Origin of the sequence: Bradyrhizobium sp. Mp27, assembly GCF_029953005.1 — a bacterium.
Taxonomy (GTDB): Bacteria; Pseudomonadota; Alphaproteobacteria; order Rhizobiales; family Xanthobacteraceae; genus Bradyrhizobium; species Bradyrhizobium barranii.
On record NZ_JASAUS010000155.1, the window covers coordinates 1 to 16,392 of the forward strand.

The following is a 16,392-nucleotide window of genomic DNA, read 5'->3' on the forward strand; positions in this document are numbered from 1 at the left end:
GCACGCCTCAAGCACCTTGCGATCTTTCCTCGAAAGGTGGACTTCTCTTGCTTCGGGTATCATCCCGACCTTGAATCACGACTCACGTTCCAAGAAAAGTGGGTACTAGCACCGCACCCCAGTTCCCGCTCAAGCTCAATGAGCTTCCGACGGCGGCTTGATCTTGACCTTGGTCTTGACCAACGCTAGGTCCGATCCGATCTCACATCCCCCCTGCACTAGATAGAGCGTCGGCGTTCGGCCGACCTGATCAAAATTTGGCCCAGGGGAGTTTTCGTCGATCAGGCTTGGATAGCTGAACCGCTTTCCGATCGAGCAATCCTTCGACCAGAACAGGGGGACCTGCTCCAGGACCTGTCGATCGTGCCAATGAACCAGGTCGTCCGAGAAATATGCGACGATGCTTCCACCATTGATGTCCTCCGCGACGGTTGCGACGAAGAGATTCGAATTTGCTAGCTTGGCAATTGATCCGACAAAGCCTCGCATGCCCGTCACATACTCGCAGCGAACGCGCGCCTGATCTTCATAAGCGCTCTGGTTTGGCCGCACAAAGCCGTCGCGCGTGAAAATCTCCCAAGAGCTCGTCGTCACCGGCAGCCGACTGCGGAGCACGCATCTCCCAGAATCGCCCTTATCCACGCCGGAATAGCCAACCAGCGTGTACAGATAGTCCCCCCATTTCACTAGGTTTGTCGGACTCGTATAGCCTCTGGGATGGCCCTGGCCGAGCGTGTCTGCAAAGTCGGGGGCTACGACTGCTTTGTCCAAATCGTCAGCCCGGTGAAACGTCCGACCACGGTCATTGCTCCTGAGGAGCACGATGCTGTTGTACCAGCACGACGAATAGTCCGCGAAACGGCAATGCCCCACCAACTCGTGGGCCTGATACTCGTTGTGCCCAAGCGCAATGACCGATCCATCATCGCCGATCCACGTCGCCGTGATCCACGTCTTGTAGTTGAAATGCGAGGGATCGGGATCCAACGTTCCCTCATACGCGACCGAGCAGTTCTTCGCCATCGCACCGAAGCTACTGCCAACCAGCGCCCGGTTGCGATAATGCGTCGCGAATGCCGTAATCGAACCATCCGGCGAGCGAAATGCCCGCAACGGAGCATCAGAAATGTCCAGGGCGTCGCATTTCGCGTCCGGCACGACGTGAGGGAGATCATCCGCTTCAGTCGCGCGGTGTCCGCCCAGCACGAGCGGCAGGAACGTCCCAATCACGGTCGCGGCTCTGATGGCGCGACCCTTCACTTGAAACTCTTCACGATGATGGAGGGGCCATCCTCAATGAACTTCGAGAAAATCCCGCGCGCGTCCGCGTTGGAGAAGACCACCGTCCCTCCCCGTCCTAGTTCTATAACCTCGGTCTCGCTATCGGGAATCGATTTGTCGCCCTTGAGATAAGCAATCATTTCCGCAACCTCCTTCTGGAACCGAAGCACGGCTGGATCGGGATGTCTGCTGAAGTCCATCCTCGAAACCGCCTCCGGATCGATGGCGTGATCGACAAGACTCCGGTTCGCCAATTTTCTCACATTGGCCGCGATCCGCTGATCAGGAAATTGTGTCAAATGCAGCAGAAACAGATTACTGCTGCAACTCGCCGAAAATCGGCTACCGGCGTACTGGATGTTGTGAATGCCCGATTGAGCCGCAATCAGCTCGGGCGGAAGAATGGGCTTTCCCCACTTCAGATTGTTCGAGAAGTTGCGCCGGCGCTCGGTGTCCAACAACGTGAATTGATCCATGCGTCCGATCGCGTTGATTAGCCACGTTGCTGGATAGATTGCGCCACGCTCTTTCAGGCAATCCAGGATCCGCTCATCCGCGAACCAACGCTTCGTATCGATCCAGACGAGCCGCTCGTCGACGTCGACGAAGGAGAAGAACTCGACGGTCTCCCTCAAGCGATCGAACAATGGCCGGAACCTAGGATGCCAGTGAATATCGTTGTGAACCCCGGAGAAGCGGAAGATCGTGATATCAGGGGCAGCCCGACGATAGACGTCGAGCGTCGCGGCATCTGACGATCCATTGTCCGCTATGATCAGATTTTGCGGACCGACGATGGCGCTATGATGATTAATCCAACTCTGGACAAATTCGGGCTCGCTGAGAGTCTTGCAGCAAATCTTGAGCTTGGCCCGGTTTTGCAGGCGCCTCAGAATCTCCGGCTGATCCGTGTCCCATTGAAGAACCGACATCTCAAACATCTCTCTAACATTTTGAGCTTTCCCCCCCTGTCAGGAAAGCGCTTCGACGATGCTCAGCCTGCGCTGCCGATCCAACGATCATCGGACTCGCTTCGGTATGAATTAACGCCTGTTCCGAGATACCTCACATATCAATTCGGCAAATTGTGGTCCTCCACCTAATTCGATCCGTAATCATGCGCTTTGCTTCAGGAGCGAAGCGCGTTTTTCCATTGAGCGGCATTCTCCTCCTGATCGAGGTTAGGACTGCGTCCCTCCGCCGCCCCGACCAAATGAAAATGATGCTTGGCCGACTTGATCCGACCCTCCCGAACGGCAATCGCCACATCCGGATATTTGCCCATGTACCAAGCTTCGTCGACTTCGGGTCCTCCACCCTGTCGTCCCTCGAAATAGCCGAAGCCGATATAGTGCACGTGCGCGCTCTCGATTTCACCGCTCACGAGCGCCTTCGCTATGTCCGGATTGTCCCTGAGATAACCGTCCTCATCAAACTCAGCGGCCGCCAATGCGATTTGCAACAACAGCTTCAGAAGCGCACCTGGTATTTCGATCTTGCCTCCGTTCTCGAAGGCCGCACTGTCTACGTTGAGTGCACTCAACAGTGAAACGGCGGAAGGCACGAACATGACAGCCCCGACTTGCTCTGGTTGTTTTCCCTAGCCGATCACGTCGTCGCCGTCGCACGCACTGCGGATTTCGCTGCCCGCCTGGGCGCATCAGGCTTGGTAGCGGCGCTCGCCAGTTGCGCCGACACCTCGTTGCGATAAGCGGCCTGTGCCCCAAGCTCCCGCTCCCCGAAGCCGAAACGCCTCCGCGCGAGACGATGCATAGTGTCGATCTCCTCGATGTGCTTTTGGGCCTTCAACGAATTGGTGACGCTCGCCGCATGGCGCCGATGGACGTTGAGGGGGTCGGCAACGTAGGCGATCTTTGCGCCCGGTCCTGCCAGAACCTCCAGATAGAGCACCCAGTCGCCGGCCATCCGGAACTCTTTCAGACGATCGCGACAGGCGTTCAGCGCGCGCAGCAACGTCTCGCGACGCCACAGCACTGAACTGACGTTCAGGATCGTATTCTTGACACCGAGATAGCGCGTTACGAAATCGCGACCGTCAAACACTTCCGTGCGCGACAGCGCGCCAGGTTCGATCGTGGCAAAATACGGCTTGTAGCTCGCGTAAAGATGAGCGCCATCGGCGTCGATCGACTTCGAATCGGTGAAGCCTATAGCGATGTCGGGGTCACCCTGCATCAGCGCCAGCAGGCTCGAGATGAAGATCGGCTCCGAGAGATCGTCGGCTTCGGCGATCCAAAGGAACTCTCCCTTCGCCATCTCTGCAGCCTTGGCCCATTGCGCGAACACCGAGCCGGAATTCTGCTCGTTAATGACGAGCGTCAGATCGCGCTGGCGCTGATCGGCAAGCTTCATGATGATGGAAGTGCTATCGTCGCACGAGCAGTCGTCCAGCACGATAATCTCCTCGACCGGATGGGTCTGATCGAAGATGGTGTACAGCCGCTCAGGAAGGCAGCGCGCATAGTTGTAGTTTGGTACGGCGACCGAGACGCTGGGCAATGATGGAACGGCTAACCGCAGCAGATCGCGGACATAGTCCGCGAAGTCAAATTTGCTCCGGATAATCTCGGCCATGCGGTCCCGCTCGGACTCGGGCGGTGTCCAGCGTAGAAAAGTCTCCACTGCCTGTGCCATCGCCGGCGCATCGCAATAGGGCACGACGCACCCCACGTTCTCCTTGTGCAGCAAGCCGGGGATACCGCCAGAGTCCTGGAACGCAACGACGGGCACGCCGACGCTGAGCGCCTCCAGTGTCACCGTCGGAAACGGGTCCTCGCGCGACGTCAGCGCGTAGACGTCGGATGCGGAATAGAGCGCCTGCATGTCCGAGCGATAGCCGGCGAGATGGAAGTGGCCCGTGGCCTCGGCACGCTTGATCTCCGGCCCCAGCCATTCCTGGAGGCTTGGATCGATGCCGCCGGCCCAGCAAAAATGGACATTTGCATTGCGTCGTCGAACCAAGTTACAGACTTGCAAAAACAGGTCAAAGCCCTTGCGCAGATCAGCATATCCGACGCCGAGCACCATCTTGTCGCCAGCGGCGATGCCAACTTCCTTGCGAAACAGCACGGCTTCCGTCGGCACCGGCTCAATCTGCTTGTAACTGCCCTGCGCGCGAATGAGGAAACGCTCATCCGTCCCGTCAAGCCCAAGCGCTTCGACGAGCTTGTCGCGCACGAAATCCGAGGCGAACACCACACGATGCGCACTCCCAATCGCCGCGGCAGCGGCCTCTTCCAGCTGCTTCTCGTGCAGGATCCGCGGCAATTCGTGGACCAGGGAAACGGTCCGAAAGCCCATTTCGACGAGGAATTTTGTGGCGCGCCCGCTCGCGGCCGTGTTGGCGATGGCCGCTGTAAAGCCCTTCTCCCGGAAGTGTTGTAAGGTCGCAGGGATATCGGAAGCCTGCTTGAGTACGGTGAGCGGCGCGACCGAGGCGTATTCGGCTTCCAGCGCTCCGCCCTGAAGCAGGAGAAAGTCGATCTCGATATTGAAGGCGCTGCGCAGCGTCTTGCCGATGTTCAGCAAGAGATGCTGCGCGCCGGCGGGAAACGCATCATGTCCGACCAGCAGAATCTTGGACACTGACCGATCGGAGGTCAGACCAGTGGCCGCGCGCGCGGTAGCATTCAGGTAGGCCGAACCGAAATGGAGATCGGGCTCGAGATACGCGCCCTCGCACCATTCATTCCAGGCGTTGATACAGACGAACGATTCGCCGAAAAAGGTGTGCGTCTGCGCCTGTTCGACCAGCGCTGACAACCACGCCTCGTATTTCTGGGGGGTCGAGCCCTGGACCACGAGGCCCGAGCCTTGCCGGCGCGCATCGTTGTCCCAGCTCGGCACCACCGTCTTGATCAGCGGAAAATTCGGACGCGGCTCATCAACTGAATATTTGGCGACGTCGTCGTAACTGTAGATTTGCCCCGCATAGGTATCGTCCAGGAGTTTGGCGTCAGAGTTCACCAGCGGCACGTATTTGGTAAGCTTGTGCGGCGGAAATTCGATCGCGCCGTCCATGCCGTTCGGAGTTGGATCGTAATCATCAAAACTCTGGCTCATGATGATGATTGGATCTTCGTTGAACCGTTTCGCGAAGATCGCGCGCCAGCGCGCGATGACGTTTGCCGTGTCCGGAATGAGGCGCGGCCGATAGATCATCAAGAGGGGACGGCCCTGGACACGGATGTAGCGTTTGTCCGTGAAGTGACGATTGAAATCCGACAACAGGCGCTCGTCATCGTCAGACAGGTAGTCCTGCGAAATCAGGACCTCGCCCTCCATGCCGTCCCACCGCCGCGTCCAGTTCTCGTTGGTCCACATCAGGCAGAACGGCATGTTGATATCGCGCGCTTTCAGGAATTTCTCCAGCGGTTTTTCCAATAGGCGCTTGCCGTTGAACCAGTAGTAGTAAAAGACGAAGCCGTGGATGCCCGCCGCCTTGGCTAGCTTCGCCTGCTTGCGCATGGTTTCGATGTCGGCGAGAGAGTAAAAACCCAGGTCGCGCGGAATCCGCGGTTGATAGTGATCCTTAAACCGAGGTATGCCGCGCGCGATGTTCGTCCATTCGGTGAAGCCGGTGCCCCACCATTTGTCGTTCTCAGGGAAAGCGTGAAACTGCGTCATATAGTAGGCCAGCACCTTGGCGCGCGGCTTTGCGCCGTCGGGCAATGGACGCAGTTCCTCGAATAGCCGGCTCGGACGGGTGAACCGCTTGATCTCGGCCGGGATGGTGGCCTCGTTCTCCGGAGGTGACGGATAGATGCCATCCTCGTGGCGATGCGCAAGATAGTGCAAAAGCGGATTCTGATCCGTCTTACCCTTGAAGTAGCGCTGAATGTAAAACTTGGTGTCGAACTCCGCCGACGGGTTGCGCCCTTCCTTATAGCCATGAAAGATGAAGTGCTCGAACGGATCGACGCCGGCCGCTGCGACGTCCGGATAGATCTGACGATAATACTGCGCGTCGAATTCCGGGATCGGGCTGAACGGGCCCAGGCGGTTCTTCAGATAGTGCGCGAGCGGGCTCTCGCCTTCCGGGATGCCGTACTTCTCCCGATACCAGGCCGGTTGAAAATAGGGACTTGGCCGCCGCCCATCGCGCTCGCCGACCGTCGCATAGTGCAGGAACGGATGCTCATCCGCCTCCTTCACATCGGGATAGGTTGTGACGTACCAGATCGGGTCGAAGATCAGATTTGGCTTTCGACCTTCCCTGTAGCCATAGAGGAAGAAATGCTCAAACGGATCGGCGCCGACCGCGATCACGTCCGGATAGCTGGCCGCGTAGAAATCCTGGTCAAAAAGCCCGAGGCCCTTGAGGGTGCGCGCGGCATCTGCAAGGTCGCCGGCAGGACTGCTCGCCGATCCCTCGGCGGCGAGCAGCTTCGCAGAACCGTTCAGTTTTGCGGCGACCGGCTCTGACTTGGATTGCAGCCTTGCAGCAGCGCTGCGCCTCGCCCGAGGTCCTCTTCGACCGGCGTCGCGCGCGAGGTTCGAAAGAAAATCAGCCATTGTTACTCACTCGTGCATTAGAGGCATCGTTCCGCACAAAGTTTCTGTGTACGGTGTGACAGCCCCGTCGCCGCCGATCGACTGGAGGCGCCGCACGGCGCCTTCATTGCGTTGCCGCGCCGCGTATCGATACCAATTGACCGCTGCTTCGCGATCTTGCGCCGTGCCTCGGCCCGACATCAACGCGTCGCCCAGCGCAACCTGCGCTTCCGCCATTCCTCGCTCGGCGGCCCTCTGAAACCATTCCGTCGCCTTCGTCACGTCAGCCGCGCGCCCCTGCCCACTCCGGAGCATCACGGCAAAGTTGTACTGCGCAATCTTATGTCCCTGCTCTGCAGCGGCCTCGTACCAGTTCACACCCTCTGCAAGATCCAGGCCCACTCCGTAGCCCGTGCAGTACATGACGGCCAGTTGGAATTGCGCTGGTGCATGCCCCGCGCGCGCCGCCTTGGTCATCCACGATGATGCTGCCCGCGCATTCCCCACGCCGCTCGTCGAATCCAGATGGAGAAGTGCCAGCATGTACTGAGCCTCGACATGGCCGGCATCCGCCGCCCGCGTGAACCATGGGGTCGCGCCTAGCTTATCGGCGATCCCGCCGAACTTACCCATCTTCAGCGCGCCCAGTTGGAACGCCGCCGGAGGATGACCTGCCTCGGCCGCCTCTGCCAGCAAAGAGTGCGCGCGTGCGACGTTATCATCGGACGCATTCTGATGAATCATAAAGAGTGCATAGGCGGTCTTGGCGTCAGGATCTCCGCTACCGGCGGCCCTGCTCAACCATTCCGAAGCCATTTCCTGATCTTTGGGAACGCCCGCACCGGTCGAATAGAGCTTTCCGAGTTGCACCTGTGCGGCGCTCATGCCGCCATCTGCGGCACGTTCGAACCATTTGATCGCGGCCTCCACGTTGCGCTGAACGCCGGAGCCGTTGAGATAGAAGATCGCAACGTTGAATGCCGCAGTGGCATGGCCATTTTCGGCTGCGCGCTCGAACCACTTCGCGGCCTGTCGAGTGTTAGGCGAAACACCGACACCAGTCGCATAAAACCGGCCGACGAAGAATTGCGCCTGCACATCGCCCCGCTCGGCCGCCTTCTCATACCAAATCGCCGCCTCACGCAAATCGGGCTCGGCATCGGCTCCGCTCGAATAGAATTCCGCGAGTGCCTGAATTGCGGGAAGATAATCCTTCCGCGCCGCCTTGCGCAGCGCGGTCTCGGCGCGGTCGAGGTCTTTGGCGACGCCCTTGCCGCTCAGCCGTAACAGGCCGATGTTGTAGAGTGCGATCGGATCATCATGCGTGGCTGCACTCTGGAACAGGCGAGCACCCTCAGTGGGGTTCTCGGGCAAGCCCATACCTTTCAACGTCATAAATGCGAGCCCAATCTGCGCCCTCACGTGCCCCTGCGCGGCGGCCTTGCCATACCAGATCGTAGCCTGCGCGAAATCGACGAGTACTCCGCGTCCCTGGTAATAGACATCGCCTAGCGCGAACTCGGCCGGCGCAAAGTTCTGATCGGCCGCCGCCAGATACCAACGCAATGCAGCAGCGAAGTCCTTCGTGCACCCCTGCCCTTCACTGTAGAGATTGCCCAGGATGGTCTGAGCATCCGCTTTGCCGGACCCGGCGGCGGCCGATATCCAGCGAAACGCGGCGCAAATATCCTTCGCGAAACTGATCCCGTGCGGGAATATCAGGTGATGCACATCCGACGCGCTATCGCCCAATCGCGCGGCTGAGGATTGACGCCAGGTCTCCGGCCTACTCGGTCCGAGGCTGGCGTTGACTCCGTAAAGATAGATCAGGCCGAGTTGATATTGCGCCTCGACGTGACCTCGCTGCGCCGCGCGGTCGTACCACACCGCGGCATCCGGAATGCTGCCTGCCACTCCCCGGTTCTCGGCATAGAGCATGCCGATCCGATAGTCCGCTTCCGCGTCGCCGTTTTGCGAGGCACGCTTCCAGAGCTTAAGTGCCTCCAGATAGTGACCGCGCTCGAACGCTGCCTCCGCCGGACCGAGCCGCTTTTCATCTGATCCGCGAGACGCGGGACGAAGCCATTGGAGGAGCGATCGGGTCAATACCGTCATGGCTCACGCATGGCCTCCCGGATACCCTTCAGCATTCCGCCAAGCAGATACATTCCGACCGCCCGCGTGCCGACATGGACGTCCCCCGCAAGCGTCATGCCAGGAATCAGGCGAAAGTTTTTTGGGACATCCTTGAAGTTGGCTGAGTCCACCGAGCACCGCGCCTTGTAGTAGGCTTCGATAGGCTTTCCATCATCGTCGGTGGTGAACGCGCCCTCGCTGATCCAGCGCACTTTGCCATCGGCTGTACCATGCTCCGCGGCATTGAACGCATCGATCCGCATCGTGCAGGGGTCTCCGGGCCGGATGAAACCGACATCGCGCGAGGCGATGCGAATTTCAGCCTCGAGCTTGGTGTCGGTCGGCATCAGCGTAATGAAAGGATCGCCGGGCTTTAGCACCGATCCGACCGAGAGCCTTGCCATCGTCAACACGACCGAGTCTTCGGCAGCGGTCAATCGGACCAGATCCTGGTGCCTGAGCGCCTTCTCATAAGACGCTCTCGCCTCGTCCAGCTTGTTGCGGGTCGCCACGAGATCCTGACTCAGTTGCGCAAACCACTGCTGCTTGAAGGCGTCACGGTCTGCGGTTGACACCGCGAGCGTATTCTGGGCTTCGATTAGGCTGTTGTGGGTGTTCTCCAGGGTCCGCAGCAATTCAAGCCTTGAGTCCTGGGAAATGAACATATTGAGCTGCGAGCCCGTGCCGTGCTCGGCCAGCGTCGTGCGCATGGTCTCGATCTTCTGCAAGATCTCGTCACGCTGCCGATATCTCGCATCGTCCCCGCGAAGCTTCTCCATCGTCGCCTGGGTCTGCTTGATCCTCGAATCGAAACTATTGATCTGCGCGGTATATTGCGCCATCCTCTGATCATAGAGCGCCTTCTGCAAGGCTGCGTATTTTTGGTCGTTGGGGTCTGGCTTGCTCGCAAAAACCAGCGGATGCTGGTTCAGCTCGGCTTCATCGCGTGCCACCTGAGTCTCGAGGCTAGCGATCTGCAACTTCGCCTGGGTCAGGTCCGCCGACGTAAAGGTCGCGTCCAGGGTCGCAATAAGCTGTCCCGGTTGCACCTGCTCGCCTTCCCGCACGTCGATCGTCTTAATAATCGATTGATCCAGGGCCTGAAGGACGCGGATCTGTCCCACCGGCACGATCCGCCCGCCAACGCTGGTGATGACGCGATCTATCCGCGTCAGAGCCAGAATGGCAACGATCGTGACCAGGAAGGCCGAGAGGACAAACAGCGTTGCTCGCGCGACCAGAGGCTCAGCCTCCTCTCGGATCGCATCCGTTTCCGATTGAAATTGGCGAACAGTCGCAAGCGCACCATCACGAGACAAGCGTTGGACTCCCGAATGTTGACCGATCGTTGCGGGCTGCCGGCACCAAATGCGCGTTCTGCTGATACCACAGCGAGCTGTAGATATCGTTGCACGCCAGGAGCTCCTCATGCCGCCCGATATCGTCGACCACACCACGATTAAGGACGAGAATTGCGTCCGCCTTTGCCAGGGACGACAGGCGATGCGAGATGATAATCAGCGTCCGGCCATGCGCGAGGCGCGTTATGTTGGCGTTCACGATCGTCTCGCTGTCGGCGTCTAGCGCGCTTGTCGCCTCATCGAGAATCAGAATGGGCGGGTTGACGATCAACGCACGCGCGATCGCAAGCCGCTGCCGCTGCCCTCCCGAGAGGTTCGGCGAGCCTTCATAGATATGCGTCTCGTAGCCACGCGGCAGCTTGTCGATGAATTCTTCCGCACCCGCCAGCCTCGCCGCCCTGACCACATCATCGAACGACGCGTCCGGCGTGGCCGCTGTGATGTTTTCGCGGATGGTCCCACTGAAAAGAAAATTCTCCTGGAGCACCACACCCACGTTACGACGGAGATGGTCGATGTCGTACTCGCGAACGTCAATGCCATCGATCTTGATCAATCCGTCATAGTCGCAATGCAGCCGCTGCAGCAGCCGCGCAATCGTGGTCTTGCCAGATCCGCTCTTGCCCATCACGCCTAAAGTAGTCCCTAGCGGAATCTCGAAGGAGATGTTGTTTAGCGTTGGCGATAGCGCTCCCTTGTATTTGAAGGTGACGCCGGAAAACTCCACCTTGCCCTCGAGTGGCGAACGCACGCCATGGCCGGAACGTCCCTCTTCGGGAGGAAGGTTGACGAGATTGCCGACGGTTGCAACCGCACTTCGTGCCTCGTCGTATTGATTGATGAGCTGCGCCATCTGCATCAGCGGACCCGAGACGCGCTGTGACAACAGCAGGAATGAGAACAGCGCCCCGATATAGACCGGGTCATTGCTTTCGAGCGCGAGATAGACGCCGAGCGCATAGGAGCCGCTGACGGCCAGCCGCTCCAGGGGACGCACCACCGACTGGATGGCGTTTCCAGTCATGCCTTCCACAAGCCGCGCCTTGGCAACGCGTGCGACCAGAACATCCCACATGTGGCGCTGCCGCGTATCGAGCGCGAGGGACTTGATCGTCCGGATCCCATTCAAAGTTTGAACCAAAAACGCGCCCTGCGCGCCCTCCGCGGCCAGCACGGCAGTCGACGCCTTGCGGTAATTCGGCAACATTAGGACGAGCCACGCGACGATGAATGCCGACAAGGCGAGAACCACGAACGTCATGACGGGGCTGAAGAAGAACATGACGGGCAGGAAGAACATCAGCGTCGTAGAGTCGAGAATGGTGCCGAACAATTGCCCCATTAGGAACGAGCGGATGCGAAAGACTTCGCGAATGTCGCGCGCGACGAGGCCGACGGGCGTCTGCTCGAAATAGTCGATGGGAAGATTGAGGACCTTTTCGAAGACGTAGGTCGACAATTTGACGTCCAGCCTGGTGGTCAAGCGATGGACAAGGAATTGTCTCAAGAACGAGAAGGCTGCCTCGAAGGCTATGACCACCAGCATCGCGACGCAGAGCACATAGAACGTGTTGTACGCCTTGTAGAAGATCACCTTGTCCGACAACAGGCGCCAGAACATGATCGGCGCCAAGCTGAGAAGCCCGAGGATCACGGCGGCAATCGCGACGTCGCGGACCATGCGGCGTTCGCGGAACAACAGCGCGGCTACCAGGCCGAAACTGAACGGCTGCGCTTCGTCCGATATCTCGTAGCTGCGCTTGATCAGGACCAGATCGCCGGACCAGATACCTTCAAAGCGTGGTTGGTCGATCACGAGCAGCGCGTCTTCCGCGGCATTCGGGTCCCTCAGCACGATGCGGGTATTGTGGGCGTCTCCCTCGACACGCTGGAGTACCATGTGGCTCCCATTGCGAAGCCGAATGATGACCGGGAGCGCCTTCTTCAGATGAGACAGCCCGCTCCAATCGAGCTTGACGCACTTCGCGCGCATGCCTGCTTTCTCCGCACAGCGGACAAGCTGATGGAGTGTGACGTTCTCTTCCCGCAGAAGGTTGTCTTGAATGAGCTGTGAGGACGTGAGGTGCAGCCCGTGCTGTCGTGCGACGATAATCAGGCACCCTAGTGCCGATGCGGGCGCCGCATCGGCCAGGTTTCGGTCATCGGCGCAGTGGACGGTCATTGGGGTCAAGCGATCCGCCGTTGTGTTATGACGTCACATTCAACACCAACATAACATTGAGCGGCGAAAAAAACCAGCCTCACTCATCGTTAAATTGTGAGGAACGGCTGGCCGCACTCACAAATACCTCAGGCCTTGGCTTCCTGGAAATTGAAGCCGTACTCTAACAAAGACCTTCGGATGGCCTCGTCGTCGGCCTCAGGCATCAGCGCGAGCGCACAGACCTCGAAATTTTGGCTGCTGACCGAAACGGTCGCAAACCCGGCCATCAGCAGGAGATTACCGAGTCGCTCGGCCGTAAATCCGGTGCGGTGGGCCATGTGGACGCGTCCCTCCTCGATGGCGCGCGAATGGCCATAGAGCATGTCCAGCGGCCTGATCGGCCCCGCCGGCGAATGATAGGCTATTGCGCCGATCCCATGCTGGGCTATGAAGTGAGCGACCGATTGCAGATCCGGGCTCACGATCAAGGCGAAACCATCGGGCTTGAGGATCTGGTGGAATTGCCGCAATGTAGGGTAGACCTCGTGGGCATACAGGTGCTCGAGCACATGCGATGTCCACACCGCGTTGAAGGACTGAGGCTTGAACGCGCCAGTCAACTCAAGGATCGAGCCGATCACATCTGGTTTGACGCCGGGGTCGATGTCGAATCGGGTTTCTTCCCAATCATGGTTGAGCATCATCCGGGCGATGCGCTGTGCCGTACCGGATCCTGAGCCCGCGTTGAGCAATCGCTTCATCGTGAGAGACCAATCCGTGCCCGCACCGCGCGGTGAAAGGGCCAGATGATAACATTAGCAAACCACAACACAGCCACCAACGAAAGGACATCCTACATAAGATGCGAAAGCGCTGAGCTCAAAGGCAAAGCCCCGCCATGAGCGGGGCTTTCTCAGCGCAGCTTGCAGGTGCCGATTCAGAGCTTCGGCAAGTGCACGTCTCCATCGGTGAAGTGGAGATATTCGACGCCACTGACCACCACCGTCTGGCTGTCTCCGAAGTGCAGCGTGTAGGAGTTCGTCTTCTCGTCGACATCGACCTTGGTGACATCAAAGGAGGAGCGATCGGCGAAATCCACGGTGTCCGAGCCTGCGCCGCCTATAATCGTATCATTTCCGGTGTGGGTCTGAAGATGGAATGTATCGTTGCCATTTCCTCCCTGCAGCGTCGAGTTCGCTCCTGACTCACCATAGACCCAGAAGACGTCATTGCCGTCACCGCCCGCAAAGACATCGCCCTGAACGCCAATTAGCGTATCGTTGCCATCGCCACCGATAAGCGTGCTGTGTCCCGACGATAGATCTCGCAGAATGTCGTTGCCGCTGCCGCCTTCGAGCACCTGAGCGCCGGTGCCCGCCTCAAGATAGTCGTTACCGCTGCCGCCATCCAAAGTGTCGTTGCCGCTGCCACCATAGATACTGTCGTTGCCTGCGCCGCCGAACAGTGAGCTGTTACCGTGTCCGCCGCGGATCGCGTCGTTGCCGCTACCGCCATAGACCGTGTCGTTCCCATAATCATATAGGTTCACGCTATCGGAACCTTTTCCCATGGCGATGAACACATCATTATGCCCGCCAATCACATCGAGCGTCTTGCCGCCAGCGTCGTCGAAAATAATCGCCTTCAGGTTTGGCGTGGTCTCGACGGTGGTCGACTGCGTAATGTCGAGGATCTGAACGCCTGCTGGAACAGCCCCTCCGAACGGTCCAGACTGAAACGCAGCCTTCGAAGTATCCCCAGGATGATCGCTGTACACTCCGCTACGTTCTAACGAGTCGATCAGTGCCGACCTGACGCTCGCCTCAATGTGATTTCCGTTATGGTGGAGAAACTGGTCCAACTCAGTTTTCGTCAGGTAAGATATAGCCATTGGAGGCCCTTTCGGTTTTTATTGAGGACGACGCGATGCTCCGGTCACGTCAAGGCGCTTCACGCTGTGACCATCCAGTCGCCGCGCGGGATTGCGAAGATTAGAAACCCGCAGCATATGTTATGTTCAATGTTAAGATTGTGAGTAGTGCGTGTCAAGGATGAAAAGATCCAACTGGCCGCACTCATTTCACCGAGCTTAGCCTCGCAAGTTCGGCGATCTGCTTGGCGACTCCGGAGGTTTCTGAGCCAACACTGCGGGTCGGGGAGGGATATTGCTATCCCCCAGGAAAGGCTGGATCAGTCCTGTTCTGCGCCTGATCCCCACCAACACGACCCCTCGCTGAAGGTTGGATAGCTTCTGCAGTGGTTGACCCGCGGCAAATAGTCGCTTTTCCTGTGCAAGAATGGCCCACGAACTACACCGATGTCAGCACGGCACGTGACCAAGCGCGACCAGGTTGCGACGTGCTTGCCCGAAAGAGTCATCGATGCTGAACAATCATGGCACGTGACGGAGTCACTGATTCCCATTGAAGGTCCTTGCGCAACAACCACTTGCCGGCTATCCAGATCATTGAGATGAAGATGTCAAAACGTAATGCAAGGACGATTTCCTCCATTTGCTGCCCAAACACACATTGCGATTGGCGCCCTTCTGCCGTCCGCTTCAGCTGATCATATCGATGGTCAGCAGCCCCTCGGTCTTCTCCGTCTCAGATGGGCAACTTGGGCAATCCCGCCATTCGGGAGGTCTCGGCCGGCAACCCCGTTCCTGCCTAGCTCCAGGATGAAGCGCCTGCTGGGAGTTCAAAACTTGGAGGCTCGCATCATGCTCCACCTGCTTTGTTGCCGTTCAGGCCGGATGACTGCTTTGTGAAAGATGAAAATGCCGATCGAAACTCGATATTCATCTTGAACGCTTTCATTGGTAGCGCTAACAACGGGGCTGTATGATACCTTTGTAGGTTAGCAGACGTCGTTGTATGTTATTTGACAGCACCCGCCACTCAGTTCAAGCCGGCGGCGAGTTACTTTGTCGGAACCCGGCCTAGTCCGAATGAAAAAACATTCTCATCAAGAGATTAAACTGAAACTCGCTCAGGCGGATGAATTGGCTCGAGCAGGCAGCTCCCAGGTCTCGATCTGTGAGGCGCTTGGCGTGAGCGTTATGACGCTCCATCGTTGGCGGAAACTGCCGCTCAGCAAGGACGTGGGGCAATCTTCGGAGGGGCCTAACGCGGGCAGGGATCCTCCTCCTCGTGCTAGCATGGATGAAATGCGTCGTGCGTTGGAAGAGCTCACGGTCGAGAACCGGCGCCTCCGCAAACTTGTCACGGATCTGATGCTTGAGAAGATGACACTCGAAGAGGCTTCGGCACCCAGCTTTGCGTCTGGCCGAGTACACGATCGCTAACCCGAGCTTGTTCATCTCTCGCTCCAAAAGTTGATGCGCACTTCGGCTCCGGTCTCCAGCAGATCGGTCGCGAATGTGTGCCGCCGCGCAGCATCGGATCCTTCAATATCCGACCTCTGTGCGCACACTGACGCGCCGAACTGATCTTCCTCCATCTCGACACCGCGGTGATATATCCGGTGCGGAATGGAGCCGGGGTTCGGTTGCAGAAGCCCTCGATGAAGGCGGTGATGTCGCGCTGGCCCGTACAAGTTTTGGGATCTCCCGATCGCTGTCGAACTAGGTCGGGCCGGCGTTGCCGGAATGAATGTTACGCGGCCCTCGTGACGTGGGCAACGGGCTTGATCGTCATGCTATCGTCGTGAGTTTGAAGGGCCTGACCTGCCACTGAGTATTTCCTCCAGAAGGAGTTAGAGTCCGGCCCGAAGAAGGACGGACAGATGAAGCGAGCAAGGTTCACAGAAGAGCAGATTATCGCGGTGTTGAAGGAGCATGAGGCCGGAGCGAAGACGGCCGACCTAGGGTCCAGACTCAATTGAGCCAATATGCGACGAGAGCGGCGAGATGAACAGCGGCCAAAAAATTACGGGCGAGCTTGTCATATCGCGTGGCGATGCGCCGGAAGTCCT

Annotated in this window: 9 protein-coding genes and 1 pseudogene; all 10 read right to left on the reverse strand. The window is 58.6% G+C overall.

Annotation, left to right across the window (positions count from 1 at the left end; all coding sequences use genetic code 11):
• Window positions 1-135: 135 nt before the first annotated feature.
• On the reverse strand, window positions 136-1,260 hold the full coding sequence (locus QJT78_RS41865; RefSeq protein ID WP_028153478.1) for a hypothetical protein: 1,125 nt from the start codon (window positions 1,258-1,260) through the stop codon (window positions 136-138).
• Window positions 1,257-2,213 carry a hypothetical protein gene (locus tag QJT78_RS41870; protein WP_035696954.1) on the reverse strand — a complete coding sequence of 319 codons (957 nt, stop codon included), beginning with the start codon at window positions 2,211-2,213 and terminating at the stop codon, window positions 1,257-1,259. Before QJT78_RS41870 ends, QJT78_RS41865 begins: the two co-directional genes overlap by 4 nt.
• 197 nt (window positions 2,214-2,410) lie before the next feature.
• On the reverse strand, window positions 2,411-2,851 hold the full coding sequence (locus tag QJT78_RS41875) for a hypothetical protein (protein ID WP_028153476.1): 441 nt from the start codon (window positions 2,849-2,851) through the stop codon (window positions 2,411-2,413).
• Window positions 2,852-2,889: 38 nt separating this feature from the next.
• Window positions 2,890-6,816 carry a glycoside hydrolase family 99-like domain-containing protein gene (locus QJT78_RS41880; protein ID WP_038945028.1) on the reverse strand — a complete coding sequence of 1,309 codons (3,927 nt, stop codon included), beginning with the start codon at window positions 6,814-6,816 and terminating at the stop codon, window positions 2,890-2,892.
• Window positions 6,817-6,822: 6 nt separating this feature from the next.
• Entirely contained in the window at window positions 6,823-8,910 is a 2,088-nt protein-coding gene (locus QJT78_RS41885; RefSeq protein WP_028153475.1) for an SEL1-like repeat protein, read from the reverse strand.
• Window positions 8,907-10,250 carry an HlyD family type I secretion periplasmic adaptor subunit gene (locus tag QJT78_RS41890; protein WP_028153474.1) on the reverse strand — a complete coding sequence of 448 codons (1,344 nt, stop codon included), beginning with the start codon at window positions 10,248-10,250 and terminating at the stop codon, window positions 8,907-8,909. Before QJT78_RS41890 ends, QJT78_RS41885 begins: the two co-directional genes overlap by 4 nt.
• Window positions 10,240-12,474, reverse strand: coding sequence for a peptidase domain-containing ABC transporter (locus QJT78_RS41895; RefSeq protein ID WP_049807962.1), 2,235 nt, complete (start codon window positions 12,472-12,474; stop codon window positions 10,240-10,242). The genes QJT78_RS41890 and QJT78_RS41895 overlap by 11 nt, the downstream gene beginning before the upstream one ends.
• 128 nt (window positions 12,475-12,602) lie before the next feature.
• Window positions 12,603-13,217, reverse strand: a complete 615-nt coding sequence (locus tag QJT78_RS41900) for a methyltransferase domain-containing protein (protein ID WP_038945027.1) — start codon at window positions 13,215-13,217, stop codon at window positions 12,603-12,605.
• A gap of 176 nt (window positions 13,218-13,393) precedes the next feature.
• Window positions 13,394-14,317: a calcium-binding protein gene (locus QJT78_RS41905; protein ID WP_306421922.1), complete on the reverse strand. Its 924-nt coding sequence runs from the start codon at window positions 14,315-14,317 to the stop codon at window positions 13,394-13,396.
• Between the two features lie 1,977 nt (window positions 14,318-16,294).
• A pseudogene (locus QJT78_RS41910) lies at window positions 16,295-16,392 on the reverse strand (IS5/IS1182 family transposase); the annotation flags it as partial.

What these genes read in the sequence shown, in the direction of transcription:
- QJT78_RS41870 (WP_035696954.1), bottom strand. Translation starts at nt 2,213, where the DNA reads ATGTCGGTTCTTCAATGGGACACGGATCAGCCGGAGATTCTGAGGCGC.
- QJT78_RS41875 (WP_028153476.1), bottom strand. Translation starts at nt 2,851, where the DNA reads ATGTTCGTGCCTTCCGCCGTTTCACTGTTGAGTGCACTCAACGTAGAC.
- QJT78_RS41900 (WP_038945027.1), bottom strand. Translation starts at nt 13,217, where the DNA reads ATGAAGCGATTGCTCAACGCGGGCTCAGGATCCGGTACGGCACAGCGC.
- QJT78_RS41880 (WP_038945028.1), bottom strand. Translation starts at nt 6,816, where the DNA reads ATGGCTGATTTTCTTTCGAACCTCGCGCGCGACGCCGGTCGAAGAGGA.
- QJT78_RS41895 (WP_049807962.1), bottom strand. Translation starts at nt 12,474, where the DNA reads ATGACCGTCCACTGCGCCGATGACCGAAACCTGGCCGATGCGGCGCCC.
- QJT78_RS41885 (WP_028153475.1), bottom strand. Translation starts at nt 8,910, where the DNA reads ATGACGGTATTGACCCGATCGCTCCTCCAATGGCTTCGTCCCGCGTCT.